Source organism: Paenibacillus sp. FSL K6-0108, from assembly GCF_045040695.1.
Taxonomy (GTDB): domain Bacteria; phylum Bacillota; class Bacilli; order Paenibacillales; family Paenibacillaceae; genus Paenibacillus; species Paenibacillus pabuli_B.
The window spans coordinates 7414164-7438509 of sequence record NZ_CP150288.1 but is presented as its reverse complement, the minus strand read 5'-3'; the positions used below and the strand labels follow the sequence as shown (position 1 = coordinate 7438509).

At 45.2% G+C, this 24346-nt stretch carries 25 protein-coding genes; 19 read left to right on the top strand and 6 right to left on the bottom strand.

Features of this window, described 5'->3' with window-relative positions; translation table 11 throughout:
- Window positions 1–69 precede the first annotated feature (69 nt).
- Together MHB49_RS33610 and MHB49_RS33605 are read right to left on the bottom strand one after the other, a co-directional pair.
- Window positions 70–801: a glycosyltransferase gene (locus MHB49_RS33610; protein WP_405154521.1), complete on the bottom strand. Its 732-nt coding sequence runs from the start codon at window positions 799–801 to the stop codon at window positions 70–72.
- On the bottom strand, window positions 801–1538 hold the full coding sequence (locus MHB49_RS33605) for a glycosyltransferase (protein ID WP_405154520.1): 738 nt from the start codon (window positions 1536–1538) through the stop codon (window positions 801–803). Before MHB49_RS33605 ends, MHB49_RS33610 begins: the two co-directional genes overlap by 1 nt.
- A 168-nt stretch (window positions 1539–1706) precedes the next feature.
- On the opposite strand from MHB49_RS33605, the gene MHB49_RS33600 reads away from it, so the two are divergent.
- The 8 genes from MHB49_RS33600 to MHB49_RS33565 all read left to right on the top strand — a co-directional run bounded on the left by MHB49_RS33600 (window position 1707) and on the right by MHB49_RS33565 (window position 8004).
- Window positions 1707–2330, top strand: a complete 624-nt coding sequence (locus MHB49_RS33600) for a hypothetical protein (RefSeq protein WP_405154519.1) — start codon at window positions 1707–1709, stop codon at window positions 2328–2330.
- Between the two features lie 158 nt (window positions 2331–2488).
- A complete protein-coding gene (locus MHB49_RS33595; RefSeq protein ID WP_405154518.1) occupies window positions 2489–3253 on the top strand; it encodes an SDR family oxidoreductase in 765 nt (254 codons plus the stop codon).
- A 292-nt stretch (window positions 3254–3545) separates the two neighbouring features.
- Entirely contained in the window at window positions 3546–4247 is a 702-nt protein-coding gene (locus MHB49_RS33590; protein ID WP_405154517.1) for a hypothetical protein, read from the top strand.
- A gap of 63 nt (window positions 4248–4310) precedes the next feature.
- Window positions 4311–5276: an SMI1/KNR4 family protein gene (locus tag MHB49_RS33585; RefSeq protein WP_405154516.1), complete on the top strand. Its 966-nt coding sequence runs from the start codon at window positions 4311–4313 to the stop codon at window positions 5274–5276.
- A 245-nt stretch (window positions 5277–5521) separates the two neighbouring features.
- Entirely contained in the window at window positions 5522–6337 is an 816-nt protein-coding gene (locus MHB49_RS33580) for an SDR family NAD(P)-dependent oxidoreductase (RefSeq protein ID WP_405154515.1), read from the top strand.
- A 40-nt stretch (window positions 6338–6377) separates the two neighbouring features.
- Entirely contained in the window at window positions 6378–7112 is a 735-nt protein-coding gene (locus MHB49_RS33575) for an SDR family NAD(P)-dependent oxidoreductase (protein WP_405154514.1), read from the top strand.
- A gap of 66 nt (window positions 7113–7178) precedes the next feature.
- On the top strand, window positions 7179–7598 hold the full coding sequence (locus MHB49_RS33570; RefSeq protein WP_405154513.1) for a MarR family winged helix-turn-helix transcriptional regulator: 420 nt from the start codon (window positions 7179–7181) through the stop codon (window positions 7596–7598).
- Window positions 7599–7629: 31 nt separating this feature from the next.
- The gene (locus MHB49_RS33565; RefSeq protein WP_405154512.1) at window positions 7630–8004 is read left to right on the top strand and encodes a winged helix-turn-helix transcriptional regulator; all 375 of its coding nucleotides are present in this window, start codon (window positions 7630–7632) and stop codon (window positions 8002–8004) included.
- 60 nt (window positions 8005–8064) lie between these two features.
- Here the strand turns inward: MHB49_RS33565 and MHB49_RS33560 are convergent, their stop codons facing one another.
- Both MHB49_RS33560 and MHB49_RS33555 read right to left on the bottom strand, forming a co-directional pair.
- Entirely contained in the window at window positions 8065–9135 is a 1071-nt protein-coding gene (locus tag MHB49_RS33560) for an SDR family oxidoreductase (protein ID WP_405154511.1), read from the bottom strand.
- A gap of 194 nt (window positions 9136–9329) precedes the next feature.
- On the bottom strand, window positions 9330–9881 hold the full coding sequence (locus MHB49_RS33555) for a DinB family protein (protein WP_405154510.1): 552 nt from the start codon (window positions 9879–9881) through the stop codon (window positions 9330–9332).
- 173 nt (window positions 9882–10054) lie between these two features.
- Here MHB49_RS33555 and MHB49_RS33550 point away from each other — a divergent pair, with 173 nt between their 5' ends.
- The 6 genes from MHB49_RS33550 (at window position 10055) to MHB49_RS33525 (ending at window position 17935) form a co-directional block, all read left to right on the top strand.
- The gene (locus tag MHB49_RS33550) at window positions 10055–11212 is read left to right on the top strand and encodes a response regulator (protein ID WP_405154509.1); all 1158 of its coding nucleotides are present in this window, start codon (window positions 10055–10057) and stop codon (window positions 11210–11212) included.
- 3 nt (window positions 11213–11215) lie between these two features.
- Window positions 11216–14350 carry an ATP-binding protein gene (locus MHB49_RS33545; protein ID WP_405154508.1) on the top strand — a complete coding sequence of 1045 codons (3135 nt, stop codon included), beginning with the start codon at window positions 11216–11218 and terminating at the stop codon, window positions 14348–14350.
- Window positions 14351–14518: 168 nt separating this feature from the next.
- On the top strand, window positions 14519–15835 hold the full coding sequence (locus MHB49_RS33540) for a sensor histidine kinase (RefSeq protein WP_405154507.1): 1317 nt from the start codon (window positions 14519–14521) through the stop codon (window positions 15833–15835).
- An 80-nt stretch (window positions 15836–15915) separates the two neighbouring features.
- A complete protein-coding gene (locus MHB49_RS33535) occupies window positions 15916–16281 on the top strand; it encodes a DUF4180 domain-containing protein (RefSeq protein ID WP_405154506.1) in 366 nt (121 codons plus the stop codon).
- Window positions 16278–16760: an SRPBCC family protein gene (locus tag MHB49_RS33530; protein WP_405154505.1), complete on the top strand. Its 483-nt coding sequence runs from the start codon at window positions 16278–16280 to the stop codon at window positions 16758–16760. Before MHB49_RS33535 ends, MHB49_RS33530 begins: the two co-directional genes overlap by 4 nt.
- A 50-nt stretch (window positions 16761–16810) precedes the next feature.
- Complete coding sequence (locus tag MHB49_RS33525; protein WP_405154504.1) at window positions 16811–17935, top strand: SGNH/GDSL hydrolase family protein; 1125 nt, start codon at window positions 16811–16813, stop codon at window positions 17933–17935.
- A 112-nt stretch (window positions 17936–18047) separates the two neighbouring features.
- Here MHB49_RS33525 and MHB49_RS33520 read toward each other — a convergent pair whose 3' ends face one another.
- Entirely contained in the window at window positions 18048–18584 is a 537-nt protein-coding gene (locus MHB49_RS33520; RefSeq protein ID WP_405154503.1) for a dihydrofolate reductase family protein, read from the bottom strand.
- Window positions 18585–18655: 71 nt separating this feature from the next.
- On the opposite strand from MHB49_RS33520, the gene MHB49_RS33515 reads away from it, so the two are divergent.
- The 5 genes from MHB49_RS33515 (at window position 18656) to MHB49_RS33495 (ending at window position 22225) form a co-directional block, all read left to right on the top strand.
- Window positions 18656–19564 carry a helix-turn-helix transcriptional regulator gene (locus tag MHB49_RS33515; protein WP_405154502.1) on the top strand — a complete coding sequence of 303 codons (909 nt, stop codon included), beginning with the start codon at window positions 18656–18658 and terminating at the stop codon, window positions 19562–19564.
- A 268-nt stretch (window positions 19565–19832) separates the two neighbouring features.
- A complete protein-coding gene (locus MHB49_RS33510) occupies window positions 19833–20099 on the top strand; it encodes a CD3324 family protein (RefSeq protein WP_405154501.1) in 267 nt (88 codons plus the stop codon).
- 165 nt (window positions 20100–20264) lie between these two features.
- Entirely contained in the window at window positions 20265–20810 is a 546-nt protein-coding gene (locus MHB49_RS33505) for a GNAT family N-acetyltransferase (RefSeq protein ID WP_405154500.1), read from the top strand.
- 251 nt (window positions 20811–21061) lie between these two features.
- Window positions 21062–21619 carry a class I SAM-dependent methyltransferase gene (locus tag MHB49_RS33500; RefSeq protein WP_405154499.1) on the top strand — a complete coding sequence of 186 codons (558 nt, stop codon included), beginning with the start codon at window positions 21062–21064 and terminating at the stop codon, window positions 21617–21619.
- A gap of 27 nt (window positions 21620–21646) precedes the next feature.
- On the top strand, window positions 21647–22225 hold the full coding sequence (locus MHB49_RS33495) for a hypothetical protein (RefSeq protein WP_405154498.1): 579 nt from the start codon (window positions 21647–21649) through the stop codon (window positions 22223–22225).
- Window positions 22226–22349: 124 nt separating this feature from the next.
- Here MHB49_RS33495 and MHB49_RS33490 read toward each other — a convergent pair whose 3' ends face one another.
- Window positions 22350–24167 carry an AbfB domain-containing protein gene (locus MHB49_RS33490; protein ID WP_405157300.1) on the bottom strand — a complete coding sequence of 606 codons (1818 nt, stop codon included), beginning with the start codon at window positions 24165–24167 and terminating at the stop codon, window positions 22350–22352.
- Between the last annotated feature and the right edge of the window lie 179 nt (window positions 24168–24346).

Below are 24346 nucleotides of genomic sequence, written 5' to 3'. Positions count from 1 at the left end.
AGAGCAGCGAAATGCTGCTCTTTTTTTGAAATCCAACCTGCCGTCTACAGAATCATCGATCTGTAATTGCTAAATAAGATTATCGGGTTGGCATATAAATTTTCTTGGGTTTCTCACTTTCAGCACTTTAACATTTCTTGTTAAAAGCTCTTTATCGCTTACGATCCACGTATGATCTTTGGAGTTCCTCCTGCGAATCGCAAGGAAATGGGATGAACCGCCTGAATAAATTTTATAGCCCTTTGCCAGGCTGTCCGAACAAAACGTAACGCATTCTCCTCGATTTTGGTCGGGAAAGCCAACCTCGCTTACTACATGTCGTTTTACGAGCAGGGTCGCTCCTTGAACCAGGGGAACATATTGATTCGCCTTGGTAGGGTAACGTAGCAGAAGGAGTTTTTTGCTGCTCAAGTACATGTAGTGGGCTCGTTTCCCTACAATATCTGCTCTGGTCTTTAACAGGGTATGCACGCTATCTGTCAAATAGAGAGGAGCATAATAATCATCGTCATCAAACTTAGCGATGAGATTGAAATTAGATAATGAAGCTCCATAATTTAGGCAATGTCCAAGCGATACTTGTTCCGGCAGAGAAACTATTCTTACATTTCTGTATTGTTTTGCCGCCTGGATATATTCGGTCACACGCAGATTATTATTATTTAATATGATGATAAGCTCTTTCATCTTGTAATTCTGTCTGCTGTAGTTACGAAAAAGGTTGCCCATGCACTGTCGCCGTTTGGTACAAACAATGATAGAAACTCCATTCAAATCACGGGAACGGTCTGGGTTCACCATTATAATAAGCCCTTTGGCTTTTTCTGCACATATTTCTTGTAATTCGTAACAGAAGGTATTTTTCGGCTCTGAGAGATCAGTTCTTTATCGCTAATGATCCATGTATGGTTGGATGAGTTTCTCCTGCGAATCGCGACAAAATTATTTTTTCCAGCAGAATAAACGCGGTATCCTTTACGTTTGCTTCTAATGCAAAAAAGATCATCCTCACCGACGCTTTGATTTGGGAAAGACACTTTGTTTATCACCTTGCGTTTAAAAACTAGCGTTGCGCCAGGGATTAGAGTCACAGGTCGATGTTCATCTTGTGGAAAACGAAGAATAAACGTCTTTGACCCACGTAAATACATATAATGAGACCGCTTGCCAATGACATCGGCTTTGGTTCTTTGAAAGGTCAGCAAACTTTCCGTCAAATAATAGGGAGCGTAGTAATCATCATCATCAAACTTGGCAATATAGTTGTATCTCGTTTTCTTGATCGCGTAGTTAAGACAGGCACCTAGGGAGGTACGTTCCGGAAGACGATATACGTGTACGTTTGGGAACTTTTTCGCTAGACTGAGATAAGGCTTGAGGGGGATGTTATTGTTGTTGATAATAATGATAAGTTCTTTCTTGACGTGGATCTGTCGGCTATAGTTCTTAAATAGGTTTCTTATATAACTTTGGCGTTTCGTGCAGGCAATAATAGAAACTCCCTGCTTTTTGATAGAGCTTTTTGGCATGACTCCCATGTGGACCGCTCCCCTTATCCGTTATGATCAAAACTATCTCTCTACAAAATATGTGGAAGGCAAATAAGAGGAACGGCATATTTACAAAATGGAGAATTCGCACATAAGGCTGTCTTCGTCTAATAGTGGTGAAATAGAAGACCCCATTTTACAATTGGTGGTGAGAGAATGGAACGATTAAAGAACAGTGGTTTTTATAAGCTGAAATTTTTCATTACGCCTGAAGAGTTCAAAAGCCTGCTAGCCCTTTTCGAGCAGAAACAGGTTCAATTGATCAGACCCAACCATGCGCAGACCATGTATGATTTTGATCAGGTATATCAGGCGTATAGCCGATTTTATCAATCTTACACTGCTAGGGAAGAAGAGAACAGAGAGGAGAGCCCTCCTCATTTCGTATATTCGATCTTGAGTATGTTGGATCAGGGGAAGTCTGGATTTTTCTTGAAAAACGAAGGCATTAGCTTTCCGTATTTTGGACAATGGGCGGAGGATGAATTGCCGTCTATCTTGGTGTCTTTTCCCAAAGGGCTCGCAATTCATAAGGAGGATGAGAAAGGTAAGTATTATATATACGAGGATATTCGGGAGCATCAGCCGTTAACGTATGGGTTATATCATGAAGTGGCAAATGAAATTAAAAAAATAACCAAATTGCTGCGGTTTTCCGTACCTACACCAGAAGGTTTACACGAGCAAAAGACCTCTGTTCGGATTAGCAAGGAAGCTGCCGAAGATATGAGGCGCTCATGGATTTTTAATACATACTCGCTTGTTATGAACACAAAGTAGGTTGGAGAACAAATCAGAGTAGAAGTCAATTTCACTTGAAGCGGTGATTGTCTTTTTTTTAATTGCTGCTCTCTTCGGGCGGAAAATTAAAGAGCAACATTTCAAAAATGGCTCCGTGATATAACTATTCTTGAAATTAGGATAGAGGAGATGAGCATATGAACCGCTTGAAAGGTAAAATGGCTTTAGTCACTGGGGCAAGCCGGGGGATCGGCAGAAGTATCGCGCTTCGATTGGCTCAGGAGGGCGCTTATGTGGTAGTCCATTATGGAAACAGACAGGATGATGCGGCAGCAGTTGTTCGCCAGATTGAGCAAGATGGGGGCAACGCCTGCATGATTGGTGCTAACCTAAGAACGATGGACGGTATTCATCATTTATTGGCTGAGTTGGATGAGACTATCCGGAATCAGACAGGGGCCAGTGGATTCGATATTCTGGTGAATAATGCGGGGATCGGGCAGATCGTTGGGATTGAAGAGACGACAGAAGCATCCTACGAAGAGGTCATGAATCTTAATGTAAAAGCACCACTTTTTGTGACGCAGCAGGCTCTGTCGCGAATTAATGATGGGGGTCGTATCATTAATATATCGTCCTTTGTGACCAGGGTTGCTTCTCCGGGAGTGTTTACATACAGCATGTCCAAAGGAGCGATTGATACGTTTACGCTGCTTCTCGCCAAGCAACTAGGGAGTCGAAATATTACGGTGAACGCCATCCAGCCGGGAATTATTAATACCGAGATGAATGCTGGAACGTTACAGGATACAGAGGGACAAAAATATGCGGCTGGCCTTTCCGCCTTTGGCCGATGGGGTGAGCCAGAGGATATTGCAGATATTGCTGCATTTCTGGCCTCGCCGGACAGTCGCTGGGTCACGGGACAACTGCTTGATGCAAGCGGTGGGTCGCATCTATAACTGGCGGATAAGCCTCCTTAAATGAGCCTGAATGAGCTTTGGCAAGATGTACGTTATTGGATGAATAATAGGGGCGCTTACCTATCCGGTGGCGCTCTTATTTTTTAACATTTAATGTATTTTTTTGGTGGGGGTGAATTTGAGTGTTGGGCTGACGGTTTAAAAGTGGATGTGTACCGATAAATAAAAAGAGGGAGCTAGTTGAATATGAAAAAAATAATATTTAGTTTATTATTGGTAACCTTATTGTTGTTTTCGTTCAACGCAAGTGTATTTGCTTATGACAATGTAAATGATGGGTTGGAGCAAGAAAAAACGAACTAGTATTACTCCTAACGATCAAGAATGGAAAGAATTATCAAATAAGCAAGAGATGTTAGATGCAACTCGGATTCCAAGTGATGTATTGGAAAAAATGACTACCGAAAAGGTAGTTAATGCAGTACTGGATTATCCTTTGGTGATAAATATCTATGCATATGATACGTATGAGGCCGGGCTAAAGGCATTAGCTCAGGACTCAGATGCATTTAAAGAATTACTTAACCGTCCTGATGGTGGCAATGAACTATTAAAAAAATTACAAGTTAACAAGACTTTAAGTAGTGAATCTTCATTAGAGGATTTGACAGTAAGCGTTTTACTAACTGATACCACAATTTGGGACTCTGTATCAAATAAAAAACTGGCGAGAGATTTGGTCCTTACTGCAACCAACAGCACTGTAAAAACACCAAAAGGTACAAGCGTGCCAGTGATCATCCGAGGTGAAGAGCTAACTCTTACTCAAAAAACACAATTAAATAATTCTTACATTAATTCTTATCCAAGTGCTACATTCGTATCTACTTCAACAAGTAATTATAATTGTCATTCATACGCGTGGTACTCTGATTCAACAAGTAACACTTACTGGATGAACGATCCAAGTTCATATATGACAGATGGAAGTTATTCGAGTTTTACCAATTTGGAGTTGAATGATCTGCTTTGATTTAAATCAAGGCAAGCAAAATGATATAATTTTTACAACGAATAAGAGAGGGAGGCAAAATCAATGAATGATGAACTCTTGGAACGGCTAGAAGCTTGGCATGAAGAAGATGAATATGAAGAGATTATAGATGCGATTACAGAGGTTCCAGAGGAGGAGCGGGATTACACTCTGGTTAACCACCTGGGTAGAGCGTTGAATAATATGGAGCGTTACCAGGAGGCAGTGGAGCAATTCCTGTCGGTTGAAGAAGAGGGACAAAATGACCCGCTTTGGCATTACCGCATTGGTCTGGCGTATTATTATTTGGAGCAATATGAGAACGCGCGTGTAGCGTTCGAAGCAGCGGATCGGTTAGATCCGGGAGATGAGGATACACAGGAGTTCCTGGAATGGATTCGGATTAAAACAGCAGAAGAGCTCACAGAAGCAGCGGTAGAGGAGCCCGTGGATACAGTCCACTCGGCGACTGAAATCACCATCGAAGCAGCACCTGGGATCCGCCCCGAATCGACGAGCTTTTGGAATGACAGTCCCGCGTACGTCGATCAATATGTGTTGTCCCCGCCTACCGATGAGCAAATTGAAGCAGTGGAAGAGCAGCTGGTGTTCAAGCTGCCGACATTCTATATAAACATGATGAAACTACATAATGGTGGTGTGCCCCACTATCGCTATTTTCCGGTTAGTCAGGCGGAGAGTGATGAGAAGATTCATATTGAAATTCGGAATATTCTGGGTGTTGGACGGGACAAGGCCCATTCATTGTGTGGAGCAGCGGGCAGTCGAGTGATTATTGAGCAGGGGGGTTACCCCGAAATTGGTGTCATTCTGTGTGAGTGCCCTTCCGATTCAGAGGTCGTGATGCTGGATTATCGTGAATCCGGCAATGCCGGTGAGCCTGAGGTTGTTCATGTGAATAAAGCAGAAGGCTACAAGATCACTTGGCTTGCGCCCAATGTTGAGACCTTTATTCAAGGCCTGGTGAATGAGGGAAATCAACCTGCAAACCTTGAGGGTTCATTGTAAAGAAGCTTATAGTTCCTGCTATATAAAATATTGAAGAAGCTGAATCCGTAACAAAGGATGCAGCTTTTTTAGTGTATACTTCTCACTCCATGTGGAAGCTCCACTATAGGTATCCAAAATAAGGATAGGGCCGTACGCATTGCAGAAAGATAATTCCTCTGTTATTATTTAGACATCTAATATTTAGTTATCTAAATAATAGTGTTGTTTATTTTCGGTTTCTTTATGAAAGGAGTTTGAGAACGATGTTAAGAATGAAAGACAAAGTAGTCTTTGTAACTGGAGGCGCTTCTGGAATAGGATTGTCCGCAGCCCAATTGATGGCGAAAGAAGGAGCTAAAGTCGTTATTGCTGATTTTAATCTCGATGGAGCCAAGGAAGCGGCAGCGAACATTCAAGCTCAAGGCGGAGATGCTGTGGGTGTTTTTGTAGATGCAGGAGACGAATTTTCGATTAAGGAAGCTGTGGAATTTACGGTGCAACAATATGGTAAGCTCACGAGTCTGTTCAACAATGTTGGCCTGACCAACCTGAAGAAGGATTTGGACGTGGTTAACGTAGATCTGGACGAGTGGGATCGGCTGATGAACGTGAATCTGAAAAGCGTTCTGCTTGGCTGTAGGTTCGCTATCCCTCATATGATTCAAGCAGGTGAAGGTTCCATCATTAATACAGCTTCCATGGCTGGCTTTGCGGGAGATGCGGTTCGGGTTGCCTACGGCGCCTCAAAAGCAGGGGTCGTGAATCTGACGAGGTATATTGCCACCCAATATGGCAAGCATAACATTCGCTGCAATGCTGTTGCACCTGGATTGATTCTGACCCCGGCAGCCCAGAATAATATGCCTCCGGATGTATTGGATATGTTCGCAAAATATAACGCACTGCCTTATCACGGGGAGCCCGATGATATCGGTTATACCGTTCTGTTCCTGGCCTCAGACGAGTCCAAATTCATTACCGGACAGACCCTCCAGGTTGAGGGAGGCCATTATATTGCCAACCCAACCGTTCCGGATTTTGAACAGTTTATGAAATCACACAATACGCCTGGCAACTAAAGCAGCGTCGTATAAATAAATTACATGAGGAGTGTTTCAAATGGGAAGATTAGATAATAAAGTAGCTATTATTACTGGTGGAGCTTCAGGCATTGGTGAAGGCATGGTGGATCTTTTTGCAAAGGAAGGTGCCATCGTTATTGCCGCAGACATAAATGAAGAAGCATTGGAGAAAGCAAGCCAGAAAGAGAATGTATACGGAATGAAGCTGAATGTTTCCTCGGATGAAGACTGGGAGATATTAGCGAAAGTAGTGAACGAACGTTTTGGCAAAATTGATATTCTCGTCAACAATGCGGGCATTTCTTCCGAAAAACCGTTTGAGGAAATCAATGAACAGGAATGGCAGAAAATGCTCTCCATTAATGGCTTTGGCCCATTTGCTGGCATGAAACATGTAGCTCCTTATATGGCAGCACAAAAGAAAGGTTCCATCGTTAATATCTCTTCCTACACTGCTCTGATCGGACAAGGCTTTAACCACTATTCAGCATCCAAAGGCGCGGTACGCGCATTATCCAAAGCGGCGGCAACAACCTTTGGTCGTCAAGGTGTTCGGGTGAATGCACTTTTCCCTGGAATCATCGAAACACCAATGACTCAAGCCTTGAACACATCGAAGGAATTGCTTGACCGACTCATTCAGGCGACGCCCTTGCAACGTTTGGGTCAGGCTATAGATATTGCCAACGCTGCATTGTTCCTGGCTTCGGATGATTCTTCGTACATTACAGGATCTGAGCTGGTTATCGATGGTGGATACTCAGCCCAATAGCGTGTAAAATGATGACAGCCCTTAAGTAGAATGAGGGCTGTTGTTTATTTTTACGAGGAGGATCACATGGAAGAACAAAATATTTTTGAGCTTATACACAACATGGATAATTTCACCAATAAATTAATTATACAGTGGAACAAATCGTTTAATGAGGACCTCGGCGTCTCTCATGTGCTTGTACTCAGTCATCTCAATCAAAATGGAAAAAGCCGCCCTTCGGATATTGCCAAACTATTGGGCCTGACTCCGCCCACGCTCAGCTATTTAGCGGACAAGCTGGTAGCCAAGGAATTAGCCGTCAGGATCGTAGATGCAGCTGACCGCCGCATTATATATTTGAACATTACCGACAAGGGGGCCGAAGTCCTCGAAAGAGCAATCATGGAAGGGCAGAAACTGCGTAAAAATTTATTCCAGAAATTGAACGAAGAGGATCGGGCACAATTAGTAAACATTTTTCAGAAAATGAATAGGGAAGATTGAGCAATAGACTGGAAGGGAGACAGAAGGTGATATGGAGGAACCGCTCAAAGTATATAACACCGCAGTTGAAGCTTTTCTTGAAGTGATCGGGGGAAAGTGGAAGCCCGTTATTCTATTCCATCTTACCTTTGGCAAGAAACGTAATGGTGAGCTGATGAAGCTGATCCCTGCAATCACCCAGAAAGTGTTGACTCAGCAACTTGGTGAACTTATGAAGGCGGGGGTCATTGTCCGTATTTCCCATCACCAGGTCCCGCCTAAAGTGGAGTATGAATTAACAGAGTATGGGTGGAGCCTTAAAGAGATTCTTCATCTGATGTGTAGGTGGGGCGATATACACGTGGAGAATGTTTATGGTGATCGAGGAAAAATTCTGTTTAAGCCGCCAACTACTACGGACCGTTGAGGAACTGATATAAGCCGATTCTGGAATTCACGAATCGGCTTATTATGCATTTTATTTACTTTACGGAAGGATCTTGCGCTCACGTAGATTTCTGAAAATATCCATAAACATAGCCTCAGTGTCAATGAATTCATGAAATCCGAAGCGGCGAGCTTTGGAACCATCTGCGAAGAAGTCATAATCCCACGAGAAGACAAAGTCACCAAATACCCAGGAAGAGACATCATCATAAGGGGTGTTTACCAAACCATACTTTTCAATCATGGATTTCCAAAGATCTTCTTTATCTGCCATAACGGTTGCAAGCGAGAGAGGCAGGGGTGGTGCCGTTTCCAATTCGAAAAATGCAGCGATTCTGGGCCAAAGTTCATTCCAGCGAAACAGATCGCCGTTGGTGATATTAAACGCCTGATTGGCACAGCGAGGTTCGGTTGCTGCCCATACGGTTGCATGAGCCAGCAATGTGGCATCCGTCATTTCAAGAAGCGAATGATACGCTCCTGGTTTCCCAGGGAATCGAAGTGGCAAGCCAAGCTCCTTGGAGATAGACGCATAAACGCCAATAACCATGGCAAGGTTCATTGGATTACCCAGGGCAAATCCACATACAACGGACGGGCGCAGGGCTGACCAGGTCCAGCTACTTCCGGGTTGCCGATTCTCGAGAAACTTTTGCTGATCGACATTGAATTCAGGGGGCATATGATGTGCATCTGTTTCTTTGGCAGGTGTTTTGAATGGACCCAGATGTGCACCGTACACTTTATAACCTTGCATTAGGCTAATATGTTGGAGATTTGGAGCGATCGGTTCGATGGTATTCACCACATTGACGAGCATGGCCAAGTTGGGCTGTACCAATTCGGCCCAGGTTGGGCGATCCTGATACGCGGCGTAGAAAATATGCGTAACAGTCGTTAAATGACTCAGTTTGTCTTGTGTGTCTGCTTCGTTCAGTAAATCAGCTGATATATAACGTAACTTGGGGGCATCTTCTCCTCCGCGGCGAGATACACCAATGACATTCCATTGGGGAAGTGTCATCAGATAATCAATAAGGTTTCTTCCAATGACACCTCCAGCACCGATGACAAGCGCGGTGTAACGGGTAACCAATTGTTCAGTTTTCAATGGACATGCTCCTCTCTTCTTCTGTTCATATTGTGAGTCAGAAAAAGAAGGATGAGAAGTACGCACCTCAAAGTCATATACGTACTTTGAAGTAATATATGAGCCTGGAGCAGGATATGAGCGGTATAATCTGCACTTTAATGGATGTTACTTGCCTATAACCACAAGAAGCTGTAAAAGGAACAATCGTCCTTTCACAGCTTAGATGTGTCTGTATTTTCGTCCAATGGATCTGATGTAAATAGGGTTACGCCAGGGAACCCGCCTCCTGGTGGTGGCCATGCGCCGTAGAAACGACGAAGCAGAACAATTTCGCCCAGATGGTACGAGTTATGGGATGCGATATTGCGCAGAAGTCCTGCTTTGGTTTCCCCGGGGAAATAGAGTAGTGGATCATCTAATTGTGCTGTTTCTGCAATGGCTACGGCTTGATCAACCCCATCCAAGAATGCCTGAATATCTGCCTTCCACGTGGCTTCGTCCTGTGGACCTTTCTCTTCAGGCCAGCTCTCACTCACGTTAGCAGGGAGCTGTGGCTTGCGTCCTTCCAAGTGTTCGAGCATGAATTGCTGCCAGTAATGCATGTGCTTCACCAACTGATAGATCGTATATGGCATAGCATCGTGCGTACGAGCAGCAAGTGTGACATCAATATCGGGTAGAGCACGAGCGATGCGGATATGACCGCGTTCGCCCACCAATGATTTGACAAGGGCTTGCCCAAAGCTATGATTCGCATCTGACATATGGAACCCTCCTTTCTTCCAGACCGGATCTGTTCTGTTAACCTGTCTTCTGTTAAGTATTATACAATTAAATTGCTATAAATTAAAAATAGCAAGAATCTAAATACTTAAAATTCCTATGATATAATAGTGAAAATAAATCTCAAGACCTCAGGGTCGAGGAGGAAGCTCCTGTGAAAGTGATATTGGTTGACGACGAACGTCTAGCGTTGATAGGCCTTAGAAAATCACTAGAAAAAGAAGTAAGCGGCATCAAAATTATTGCTACATATATGAATCCAACAGAGGCTATGGCAGGTATTGTGGAGCATCGACCGGATGTTGTATTTCTGGATATTCATATGCCGGAGATGGATGGTATGGATCTGGGAAGACAGATTCAGGCAGCAACACCGGGCATCGAAATTATATTTGTGACCAGTTATGACCAATATGCGGTGCATGCCTTCGAGCTGCAGGCCTTGGACTATGTGATGAAGCCCATACAGAAAGATCGATTGAAGCAGACGGTGAGCCGAGTCCGGGAGAAACTGAGCGTTACACGCGAGCAGCGGTCAAAGGATACGGACGTACCTTTAATTTGCTGTTTTAATCAGATTCAGTTTAAGCTTCCAGGCAAGGATATCCAGGTTGCCAAATGGCGCACAAGCAAGGCGCAGGAGCTATTTGCATATTTACTTCACCACCGGAATCAGACGATTCATCGCAGTGTTTTGCTAGAGATGCTGTGGCCTGAATTGGGAGAGGACAAGACGGTGCATCAGCTTTATACCGCAATGTATCATGTCCGCCAAACCCTGAAAGCATGCAACATGGATATGATCACCATTCAGAGTGGACACTTGGAAGCCGGCTATCGACTCGAATTGGGTGAAGCTCAGTTGGATAGTGAGCAGTGGGAACAAGAGATCAGGCAATGGAATGTCGTGGACGCCAGTACCATTGATGCCTATGAGCAAGCGCTTCATCAATACAAGGGCACGTATCTTGGCAATTACGAATACATGTGGGCTGAACCTGAACGGGAAAGATTACGCTACCTGTGGCTGTATCATATGAGACAACTAAGTCTGTATTACCAGCAGCAGGGGCTAGGGGAGAAAGTGATTGAGAGCACGCAGCGTATCCAGCACATGCTTCCTGATGAGGAAGAGAGTTATTTTGTTCTAATGAAATTGTATGATGAAATGAACAACGATCTCGGTGTGGAGGAGCAGTATCGTCTCTTAACCACCAGAATGGAGCACGATTTGGAGATACCGATCAGTGAAAACATTAGCGCATGGTATCAGGACTGGAAGCTCGGTTTAACCAAAGTCATGAAAACATAAATAATGAAATCACTTCAAACGAAACCTGTGAATCGTTACAGATATATGATCATCATGCTAATCATTGTTGGAGTATTGATTGGCATGCGCTCGGCATGGTCGACGTTTTTCCATACGGCTGATGAGCACCGCGTCGTTAATGGAGTGCTTGACTTAAGGGGCGTGGATCTGGATCGCTCTCCGGTCATGTACTTGAATGGGGAATGGGAACTCTACCCGGATAAGTTGCTAACCCAGAAAGAGATTGCGAAGAGGGATGGCAGTGCAAAGACTGTTCATGTCCCAGGAGACTGGGGGAGTGCACAGAATCAGGAACAAGAGAGTTCGTACGGTTACGGAACATATCGATTGCGTATTTTGACAGATCCGCTTCAGACGCCTGTCACCTTCTGGTTTAAGGGAATCCGAAGTTCATCCGAGATTGAGATGAATGGATACAACGACGGGGGTATGGGTGAGGTCTCCGCGGATAGCAGTACATATATACCCAGAAGTACTTCATACACAGCGACCTACGATCAGGAAGGAACAACCTCCATTGAATTATTGATCCGTGTAGCCAATTACGACAGCCCGTATTTGGGCGGGATTAGCAAGCCCGTTCGCTTTGGCTCACAGGCAGCTGTTGATTTTTCGCGGTGGTACTCCATTGGTTTTCAGATGGTCACCTTTCTGATTTTGCTCCTTCACGGCATGTATGCCTGTATTCTCTACGCATTTAATCCGCAGGAACGCGCCTTGCTGGTTGCGGCCATGTTAACTTTATCTGTTGGCGTCACAGTTATGATGGGTCATGATAATATTTTGATGTTATGGCTTCCGATTAATTATACCTGGGGCTTTAAAATTCGATTAATCTTATTGTTGTTGCAAAATATATGTATCCTTCTGTTATTCCAGAGATTAACGGTGGTTCATATACGAAAGGCATGGCTTCAGTCGCATGTTGTTATTACTTTAATCTATACCGCAGTGATTGTGGTGGTGCCCATTCATATTACCTTTGCCATGATCCATTACCACGTCATTAACGTATTCTTTCTTCTATCATTAATCTGGTATCTATACTTCGTAGGAACAATGATCTTCAGGAAACAGGGGGATCGGGATATTGTGTTTCTGCTGCTTACCGCAGGAGGCATTACATCCAACCTGTTATGGAGTGTGGCCGAAACTGCCAGAGATGTGACGACAGTGTACTATCCAATCGATATCATTTTTGCGATTACCGGCTTCTCAGCCTATTGGTTCAAGAAGTACTTCAGGAATGTCCGAGAGAATATGAGACTGAATACAGAATTGCAGAAGAGTGACAAAATTAAAGATCAATTCCTGGCTAATACATCCCATGAACTGCGGACTCCGCTGCACGGAATCATTAACATCGCTCACAACGTGGTCACCCGAGAGAAAAGCAGGTTGGATGAACGGAGCCAGGAGGATATGGAACTGCTCATCACGATCGGTCGACGAATGTCCCATCTGCTTGGGGATCTGCTGGATGTAGTCCGGCTGAAGGAGCATCGAATTGTGCTGCGTCAGGTCCCCCTTTCAATACAGTCAGTGGTACCTGGTATTATCGCTATGCTGCAATTCATGGCAGAACGGAAACCGGTCCGCCTTCATATGGAGATTCCAGAATCATTCCCTCTGGTCATGGCTGATGAAGAAAGACTTGTGCAGATTTTGTATAATCTGCTGCATAACGCGCTCAAACATACGGAGGAAGGGACGATCTCCGTAAGCGCCGAAATTCGTGAAGGACATGCCCTGATCCATGTGACGGATACGGGCATTGGCATGGATGAGGATACCAGGATGAGGATATTCCTTCCATATGAACAAGGGTCTTATGGAATAAGTGATGGACAAGGCATCGGGCTTGGACTGAATATCTGCAAACAGCTCGTAGAACTGCACGGCGGGGCACTAACGGTTCACTCGGAAATCGGAAAGGGCTCGGTATTCAGCTTCGATCTGCCGCTCGCGCATGAAACCCGTCAGGCTCAGTCGCAGCTCCCCCTGATCTGGGAACAGGCGATGGAGATGATGGAAGATGCATCTAGTGGTTTCCTGCTACCCCGCTCCGGTATGGGCGAGGTAGAATCTTCGGCGACAGCGGAGATGGCCCCGTTGTTAAAAGAGGGGAAAGCCGCCATTCTGGCTGTGGATGATGATCCGGTGAATCTGGATGTGCTGGTCAGTATTCTTTCGACCGAACCCTACACGATAACTACGGCCTGTTCAGGCCAAGAAGCGATGGAATTGCTGGGCACACGTCAGTGGGATCTGCTCATTACAGATGTGATGATGCCTAATATGTCCGGCTATGAATTAACCCAGAAGGTGCGGGAACAATTCTCCATGTCGGAGCTTCCCGTACTGCTGTTGACTGCTCGAAGTCAGCCGCCTGATATCTACACGGGTTTCGCGTCGGGCGCGAATGATTATGTCACGAAGCCTGTCGATGCGTTGGAGCTGAAATATCGGATACGTGCATTGACCGTATTAAATCAGTCCATCCAAGAGCGCCTGCGCATGGAGGCCGCCTATTTGCAGGCTCAGATTCAGCCCCACTTCCTGTTCAATACGCTGAATTCGCTTATGGTCTTAAGTGATATTGATACAGAGCATATGCGGAAACTTGGTGAAGCTTTTTCATCCTATTTACGGATCAGCTTCAACTATCTCAATACAGGAGAACTGGTGAAATTATCACACGAGCTGGAACTCGTGGAGGCATATCTTTTTATTGAGAAAACGCGATTTGAAGATCGCTTGTCGGTGGTATTGAACGTAGAGCCGGATCTTTCGTTGCTTCTCCCGCCGCTATCGATCCAGCCTTTGATTGAAAATGCCGTAAGACATGGGCTATTAAGCCGAAATGTGGGCGGGACGGTATGCCTGTCCATCACTCGCCATGAGGGTTATACTCGTATTGAGGTGAAGGATAATGGCAAAGGCATGGAACCGGAGAAGGTTGCAGAGCTGTCACATGCTACGCTGGGTGGAAAAGGCGGAATAGGCATTGTGAATACGAACCGCAGATTGCTGCAACGGTATGGTCAGGGGTTATCTATTGTAAGTGAGCCAGGTGAGGGAACAATGGTGTCATTTGATATTCCGGATGAGATATAAGGAAATGGCCGCAGAAGTGAAGACTTCCGGCCTTTTTGTTTTGCTTGCGCGTTGATTCCCTAATTTTTATTATTTTCTAATGCTTCTTACATATGTTAGTATATTTAACATTAGAAGCGCAGGTTTCGGTATTGGCGCTAAACGTTGCTATAGTGGGTGAAGAGATCGATGCGCAATTGGGTCAAAAATGAGAATGTGCAGATGACGGCTATTGCCTTTGCCACAGCGGTAGGTGCGCAATTCAAGATTAATCCGTTCCGGGAAGATTATTTCCGAATCGGGTTGGGGGTCAGCATCCTTTTATTTTTGCTGATGATTATGCCGCATCTGTCTTATGTGAAGACGGGGATTTTAGCGGGGATTGCGAACTTCATTTTTCAATCAGCTGATTTACTGAATCATGTGAATTCGATCTCGATCATCGAAAGCATGCAGGATAATCTGGGCGCGGGAATATATTATGTTGTGTTCACCTATGGCCTCAGCAAATTCAAGAACAGATTCCATGAGATACCGCCTCTTCTGCTCGGTGGATTAATTACATGCATTGATTTTTCCTCCAATCTCGTTGAGCTGTTCATCCGCGGCGTGTTGAGCGGGACCAATATCTTTTATATGAAGGAATGGTTGTATCTGCTTGTGGTGGGCGGTCTGCGAAGTTACTTTGTGATTGGGCTCTACAACAGTTTTGCGGTGAGGCAGATGCGACTGCTGCATGCTGAGCAGGAGAAGCGGATGGAGCAGATGCTGAGTGTCAACTCCGGTCTGTACGGTGAAGTCTTCTATCTGAAAAAAGCTATGAACACGATTGAAGGCATTGCCGTAGACAGCTACGACCTTTATCGGGATCTTAGAGAGCAGGACTTGAACCAATATAGCCAACGGACGCTCGGCATCGCCCAACAGATTCATGAGGTCAAAAAGGACTCCCAACGTATCCTTGCAGGTCTGTTGAAATTGTATGATAGCGAAAAATCAGTGAATATGAGCCTTTCAGAGGTACTGAACTTTGCGACCAAAGGTAATCGGAAATATAGCCAAATGCTGAACAAGAAGATTGAGTTCTACATTGAGCAGCAGTATGACTGTGACTCGCCTTACTATATTCCTCTCTTGACTGTCATGAATAATCTGATCGCCAATGCCGTGGAAGCCATTGAGAACGACGGAACGATTCGGATTGGCGTTTTGGAAGAAGGGGCAGATGTGCAATTTGTGGTTATCGACTCTGGAAAAGGTGTACCCGAGGCGAAGCGAGATATCATCTTCGAACCAGGTTATACGACCAAGTTCAATGAAGTAGGCATTGCGGCAACCGGAATTGGGCTGTCCCATGTACGTGATATCGTTCAGTCCCTGGAAGGACGAATCGGTGTGGAATCGGCTCCGCAAGGCGATAAGGGCTCCGCATTTGTCGTATCCATTCCGAAAGCGAATCTGGTCAATGGGGACGGTGCGGACCAAATGGTTCAAATGGATAAATAAATACACTCAAAAAGTCGTTGCTATTCATTAGGAAACTGCGAGATATTATAAAGAGAAAGGCTCGAGAAAGGAGAAATGAAATGAATATAACCATTGACCAACAGGGCAGCTCCAAGGTTGCCATTATCGAAAGCAACGACATCGTTATTAACAATGTGCAGGATGCACTGGATCTAATGGCCTCCGTGAAATACACGGATGACGCACATAAAATCCTGATTAATAAATCCAACCTCACCGAAGATTTCTTCGAACTGAAGACCAAGCTTGCGGGTGATATATTGCAGAAATACGTGAATTATCAGGTGAAACTTGCCATAGTCGGGGATTTTGACGGATACAACAGCAAAAGTCTCAGAGACTTCATCTATGAGTGCAACCATGGCAAGCATGTTTTCTTTTTGAAAACAAAAGAGGAAGCGCTTCAGGCATTGCATACGCTATGATTGCTGATCTGAAACAAACGCCAACTGGAAACGTGGCCCGTTTCGAACGTCACTGGAAGCATGCTGCAGAGGATGTATGGTCTTATTTAACGGAAAACGAAAAGCTTGCAAAGTGGTTCTCCGAACTCGAAGTAACAGATCTTCGGGAAGGTGGAAGCCTTAAGTTTAATATGCCGGATGGTACGTTCCTGGTTCTTCAAATCCTGGACTTTGTGCCGCATTCCGTTCTCGAATATACTTGGGCAGAAGACCGGGTTCGGTTTGAGCTATATCCGGAGCCGAATGGGTGTCGTCTGCTGCTGCTTGAAACCATCCATCACATCACAAGCCATACACCTAAGGATCTAGCTGGGTGGCATGTCTGCCTGAACGTCATTGAGGCATTACTGGATGGTCGTACCTTGGAATCTCGTGAAGAAGAATGGAAAATCTGGTACGAGAAGTACCAGAAGCATGTAGACCATTTTCTTAGAATCTAGTCAGATGATACTGCCCTCTGGGGCAATAATCATGCGGGAGGAAATACATCGTGAAGACTAATGAGAAATTACAGACGTACGCGTTGTCTGATGTCAGCCATCTCAAAGTACATGGCAGAACGACAGGACAACGGTCACCCTTAACCTTGTTTTGGACCGGAAGTGCGATTGAAATTAATGTAAAGGGCTCCGAGCTGTGGGTGGAGATTGAGTCCGATTATGACCTGTATGAACCTTGGATCAGTATTCTGATTAACGGTGTACCGGTGAGCAGACAGATGTTAACGGCGGGAAGGTATTGGATCTGCATATTCCGAGGCATGAACGAGAATGTGGTGAAAAATGTACGCATCGTCAAAGACGTACAGGCCATGAATGGAGACCCAGGCTGTTCATTGCAGATTTATGCGTTTAAATCGGATGGTGTCTTCCTGCCTGTAGAGGAAAAACCTTACAAGATTGAATTTATCGGTGACAGTATTACATCTGGAGAAGGTGCGATTGGGGCCAAAGAAGAAGAGGATTGGATTCCGATGTGGTTCAGTGCCATACATAATTATACGGCAATGACAGCAGAAGCGTTGAATGCAGAATACCGCGTTATCTCACAGAGCGGCTGGGGTGTGCTGACGAGTTGGGATAACAATCCGAATGCGAACATCCCTGATTATTACGAACAAGTCTGTGGATTGGTGACCGGAGATAAAAATAAAGCACTCGGCGCAGGGGACAAGCATGATTTCAACTCCTGGCAGCCGGATATCGTAGTGGTTAATCTGGGGAGCAATGATGGGGGCGCCTTTCAGACACCTGAATGGAAGGACCCCGTTACCGGAAAGGTGTACAAGCAACGTTTGAATGAAGACGGCACTTATCATGAAGAGGATCTGGTTTCCTTCGAGAAAGCCGTAAGCCAGTTCCTGACCAAACTTCGAAAAAATAATCCAGAGGCGCATCTCGTATGGGCATACGGCATGCTTGGATTCCCGATGATGCCAGCGATCTATCGTGCTGTTGACGCTTATACGAAACAGGCTGGCGATATGAAAGTCTCGGTAATACAGCTTCCAGATACGACCGAGAAGACGGTGGGCGCCAGAAGCCATCCGGGTGAGTTATCTCATCGAATGTCTGCTGATGCGTTAGCGGAGTATCTAAAGGGAATTTTAAATTAATAGGTTATGTTTAAAAATGAGCCAAGCCAGACCATTCTTGAACAAGAGAGGTCTGGCTTTAGATGGTTAGGCCTTCGACATCCGAAAGGGATGTGTTAATTACGCTACGGTTTTACTTCCCTATTACCTGGTAACGGATCGAAATGATCTGCCCCAGCGTCTGCGTATGAATCATTCTGAAATGGGTGGGTACCGTTCCAGTTGGGAATAAGGGGATTCCTTCGCCAAGGATTTTCGGAATAATGGCAATCTCAACCTCATCGAGCAGTTGTTGTTGCAGAACAGCTTGGACCACCTGGCCTCCGCCTACAATCCAAATGTCACCGCTGGAGTCCTGCTTCAAGCGAGGAATCAGGTTCTCCACAGCTTCGTTCGTAAATTGTACGTGCGGCGCAGGGGCTTGTTTGGAACGGGAAAGTACATACGTCGGGCGATCCGCATAGGGGAAATCCTCTGACAGCTTGAGCACCTCTTCATACGTAAGACGTCCCATGACCACCGTTCCAATGGTTGAATAAAACTCGCCATACCCGTTATCGCCACCATCGCCTTCCACATCGAACAGCCAATCCACTGTACCATCCGGTCTTGCAATGTACCCATCCAAGCTCATCGCAATGTACAGTACTGTTTTATTATTTGACATCATTCATCGCTCCTTTCTAAACTTTATGATACACTCCAACTATGACAAATGTTGACGTAGTTAGGTGGATGAATATGAATAATCGAAAACTCGCATTGATGCGGATCATGGATTCGAGAAAGAAATTTACGGCTCGTGAATTGGCGGAGTGTTTTCAGGTGTCGATCCGTACGATCCAGCGAGATCTGAATGATCTGCAGGAGCTGGGCTTTCCTTTGTATACGGAGGTTGGAGTGAACGGGGGTTACCGAGTACTTCCTAATCGAATTTTGCCACCTCTTCAACTCACACAGCATGAGGCTTTGGGGTTGTTTATGATGATTGAATATTTGGAGAACGTCCCGGATTTTCCGTATGGATCGATTCGTGAGCATCTCGCCGAGGAATATTATTCAACTTTGCCTCAGGATGTACAGGATCTGATTACACGGATGAGGCAGCACATTACGTTCCTTCAACATCATGCTGTACAGGCCGAGGCATTAACAACCGAGATATTAGGCGCAGCAGTAGATAAAAGAGAGATTGAATTTATATATCATTCCCGGCAGGGAGATAAAAAGGTACAGGTCTTCCCCGTCGGCATCTATTACGATCACGGGTATTGGTATATGCCGGCTCGGAGGAAGGATCGAGTGCTGTTGTATCGGGTGGATCGCATGCAGGAGCTGGTTATGCTGGATTCCATCGACGAGTCGGTTCCTAGTTTACAAGAGTGGTTGAACTTGAAGGAAGAGAGAGAAAGCATAGAAGTCGTGCTGCAATTCACGGATTTTGGGGCGAGACTGGCAGGGTCAGATGTACTGTTCAAGTCGGTTGAAGGTAATGAATGGCGAGGACTGGTTCCGCCTGAAGAGTTTCCTTTTACAGCGCGGAAGCTGCTCTCCTATGGGCCTGAAGTGAAGGTGATTGAGCCGCTGGAGCTGCAACAACAAGTGAGAGAGATGCTGGAACGGAGTTTGAATCAGTACAATACGTTGTAAAAGGATATTGCGTTCTCATATGGAACATATATATAAGAGTACCATGAAAACAGCTTATAATAGGATTTACTGAATGGGGGGCTACCATGATTCAATTCATAAGAAGTTTCACGATCCGCTCTATGCAGAGTCCATGCGATGAACAACGGCGGTTGTTTGTATAGAGCTTGAAATTCATTTCCGCCACACCCGTATAATGCGTATAACAAGTGTTCATCGGTTGACTCTGCTGCCTTAAAGATTTTAACTTTTAAGGAGTGGAGCAAATATGAAATATATTAATGCAGACACGATCCTTCCAGAATCATTATTGAAGGAAATCCAGCGCCATATTCCTGGTGGATTGGTGTATATCCCCAAACCGAAGGAAGCCCATCGAAAATGGGGCGAGAGTTCGGGCAGTCGGATAATGTTGAAGCAAAGGAATGATGAGATTCGCCAGCTATTCGCTGCGGGCATGTCCATCGACCAACTCATAGAACAATTTTGTTTATCCATCGACAGTATCAAGAAAATTGTGTATTCCAAAAAGTGATCTAAGGGTAGAGCTGCATTCGAGAAATCGAATGTGGCTTTTTGTGCAGGGATTAGTTTAAATGGTTTGCTGCCTATATTGTGCAGAAGAAGACCAATACAATGAGATTATAGAACTGTTACTAATAAAACATTACGTCAGCTATGGAGAAGGAGGGGAGCCAATATGAGAATTGACGTACAATTAACGCATAACACTGAGGCATATATCATCAAAAACATGTATCCTCTTTACCTTCATGATTTATCCGGACATTATGGTCTGAGAGCAGAACACACTCCGAATCAACATGGGATTTTCGAAATGGGTGATGATTACAAAACATTGCAAGATCAATATGATGTCCAGAACATATGGTGGGAAAAACCGAATGTTCTCTATGCATTTTTAATTAGAGTAGATGGTGTACCAGCAGGTTTTGTATTTGTAGCTACTCCGCCTCATTGTTCGGCAGACACGGATTTCTTTGTACATGAATTCTTTCTGATGCAGCCATTCAGAGGTGTGGGAATTGCAGAGTATGCTGCAAAAGAGGTATTCCGGAGATATCGGGGACGATGGGAGTTGTTCACGAATCCTTCGGAGAAAAATAAAGTAGGTCAACACTTTTGGCGAAAAACTGTATCGAACTATACCCAGGGAAACTATGTGGAGCTTCAGAACCAGACGCATGATGGAGAAAAGTTGATCTTCAGATTTTCAAATCGGTAGTCGTTTTACATAATATAGTTTGATCATATAAGGGGCCTAAGGAGTAATCCGGTAGGCTCTTTTTGTGCTCCTCAGTTCCATGTTCTATGCGTTTACCCCGTAACGCTCGCAAGCTTTATCCACTCGGAATATGATGTAGCATGCTCTCAAATTTTCATCATTCTTCTCTTATTCTCCTCGATTTGATGGCTTCTTCGGACTTTGTTGATTCTAAACTGATCTAAGGAAATTGAAAGTAGGGGGCGGATGTGATGGAGTGGTTAGCCTTTTTGAAGCAATACATCCAGGGTCCCCGATGGATTGGCGCGATTGCCTCCAGCTCAAAATATCTAGCAGCGAAAATGGTGGAAGACATCGAATTTGACCGTGCATCATGCATCGTGGAGTATGGGCCGGGCACGGGTGTGTTTACGGAAATGCTGCTTGCGAACATACAGCAGGGGACTATCCTGATTTTGATTGAAAACAATGCACGTTTCTGCCATTTGCTGCGTAAAAAATACGGTCATCTTCCGAATGTACACATCATTCATGATTCTGCCGTGCATGTGGATCAGTATTTGCGGCAATACGGAGTGAACAAGGCCGATTACATTGTATCCGGGCTTCCGTTTGCCAGCTTGCCTACGGATGTGTCACTGGACATTTTGGGTAAATCAAGGCAATATTTGAAACAAGATGGCAGGTTCATTACTTTTCAGTACACGTTAATTAAACGGGGATTGCTCAAGCAATTTTTCGGAAACGTAAGCATCACAAGGGTGTACCTTAACCTGCCGCCTGCTTATGTATTCAGCTGTAGTCGATAACAAGAACGCACAGGATGGAGGATGATTTTGCGTAAATTAAATTATTTCATCGGAACAGTTACTCTGATGTCTGTCGTAATGATGGGGTGTAACGAGTCCCAAAAAAACGAAAGTATTCAAGAGCCAGCTCCATCTTCAAATAGTCAGTTGAGTATATTGACGAATCAAAAGGCATCTGCCCAGGAAGAGCAGCAAGCTCTTGAAATGACCTTGGAATATAAAACGGTGGAGTTTGCAGTTGATAACAAGGAGGGTGAAGAATTATTAACCGTAGAAAAGATGCTAGCCAAAAAAGAGATATTGAAGCCCTTCCTGACGGAACGGAATCTTGAAAGAAGTAGTATAGGGTTGCCATTCCAGGTGGCAGACAGAGAAGATGCGTCACTGCATGCTGAAGATATAAAAGCGAAGATTAAAGAAAGTAAAAACGATTGGATGCTCGTGGAGTACACGCTACATTTGGTATTTACGAATGATGATGGAGAAGAAACGAAGACCATTCCGTTAGAAGGGGAGATTACCTTTTTACAGGAACAAGGGGGATGGCGCATTCAGGACGACACATACAATATGAAGGCATTCATGGATATCGTCAATAAGCTATGAAAATTCATTTAGAGTCTGTGTGTCCGGTAATGTTGGACTACGAAAGAGGCCACTCCTTCAGTCATAAATCTGAAGAGGCGGTCTCTATCCCGAAAATAGATCGCTTAGTGCTCATTCCCAATGGCTAAAAATCGCTTCGCCCCAACGTGGCGTCACCCTTCACCGTTGCGCTGCTGGAGGCACTGATGGGATCCATCTGCAACACATAATCGTAATGCCGGATGTAATATCCGGGCTGGCTGTACGATTGGAGCGATACTCTGGAGCTGTCTGCCCAGCCGGGGCTGCTCAGGAAAGTGGCATCTCCTTTATAGGTGGCGGTATCCGTGTACGCCTCAAGTACGATTTTGTTGCTGGTGTTGCAATTCAGGAAGTAGCCCGGAAAATTGATGGATTCCAGTGAGATGCCTGTAGAGCTGGCCAAGCCAGGTACAACACGGAATTGTGAATCCAGTACAGGTGAGACGTTGGTGTCGATCCGTGCCGTGAAATTGGAATGACGGATGTACCGATCCGGATAATTGAAGGAACTGAAACGGCTGTAATTCGTCGCATCAGGTGTGGCTGGGCCTAACATTTTGACCTCATGCAGGGTTGGGGTATACCAGTTACCCGGATTGTTCCACAGGACAGCGTTGACCATATTGATCCGTACATAGCGGGCGGTAAAATGAACAGTGTCGGTCGTAAACCCATAGGTGGTATTGCTGGTTCGATCCAGCGTGGAGTAGTTGACACCATCGTTGCTGATCTCAATTTTGTACTTATAATAGCCTTCCGATCCTTTATACATAAACCAGGAGATATCGATCTCCGTGATGGTCTTCGGTGCACCGAAATCGACCTGCCACCAGGCTGGCCAAGTATTGGACGACGCTGCCCAAGAAGTCTGATAGTTGCCGTCATTAACATTGGATGCAGTTGAGCCAGAGGCTGTGGAGATGGCGGTAGCTGTTTTGCCTTGGGCGTGATTAACAAGAGAAGGTGGCGTTACCGTGCCTGTTACAGCATCGATATTCCACTCTTTGTACCATTCCAGTGAGGCGGTTCCGTTTGAATCATTCAAGGTTAAAGGAAGCCAAATATGTTTATGTTCACCAAGATTGAGTGGATTCCAGCGGTCGCCCATATAAATATAGGATGTGGTGTTGCTGCCTGTAATGGTGGCAATATCATGGATCTGGGAGCCGAAGGCCGATGGATTGCCATAAGGTGTAAGAGCGGACCATGTGCCTGTCATGGACGATGCGGTGGCATACGCGCCCTGATTTGGATACCAGCCAGCAGCCTGAGAGGTGAAGAGGTAGTAGCGATTGCCCTTTTTCACAACGGCAGGAGCTTCACGATAGGCGTTCTCGAATTGCCAACCCACAAAGGATTCCACACCGGTATAGCTGGCGTTCATTTTGAAAATAGCCATGGTATCATTGGCCCCGCCATTCTTGCGGGATGCTGTGATCAGATAACCTGTACCGTCTGTATCTACAAAAACAGTCATGTCGCGTGACTCGTAATCCAAAGGCCGAAAACTTCCCTCATACGTGAATTTACCGTTTGGTGTGCTGCTCGTTGCTACCGCGACCCGTCCCAGATTGTAATCTGTACCGTTCTCGTAATGTGCCCATAGCACATACTGCTTTGTGGCGGCGTTGTAGATGACTTTGGGACGTTCGATTTTGCTGGAGGCCAGCTCGGTGGCTGAATCCTTGGTCAGAATGGCATTGCTGAACGTCCAATTCTTCAGATCGGTTGAAGTATAGACATTAACGCTGTCAAACTTGCCACCGACCGCATGCTCGCCGTACCAATAATACGTGCTGCCGACTTTCAGAATGTTTCCGCTATTGGCCTGAATGGGGTTGCCTGCGGTATCCAGCCAATCGGAGCCGTTAGTGATGGTCACGCTTGCCGCACTGGTCCGTTCGGGATGAATGCCAAACATGGTTAGCGTGAGCGCGAAGACCAGAAACCAGACTGCTTTCCTGTTGCCCAATACACACACCTCCTAATATCGGTCCTTTATGAAGCACTTACATATTTAGTGTAATTAAAATGAATTTCTGTACAAGTGAACAATGTGTACCCTGATGAACAAATGGAACTTTGTCTGGAATATAGCGG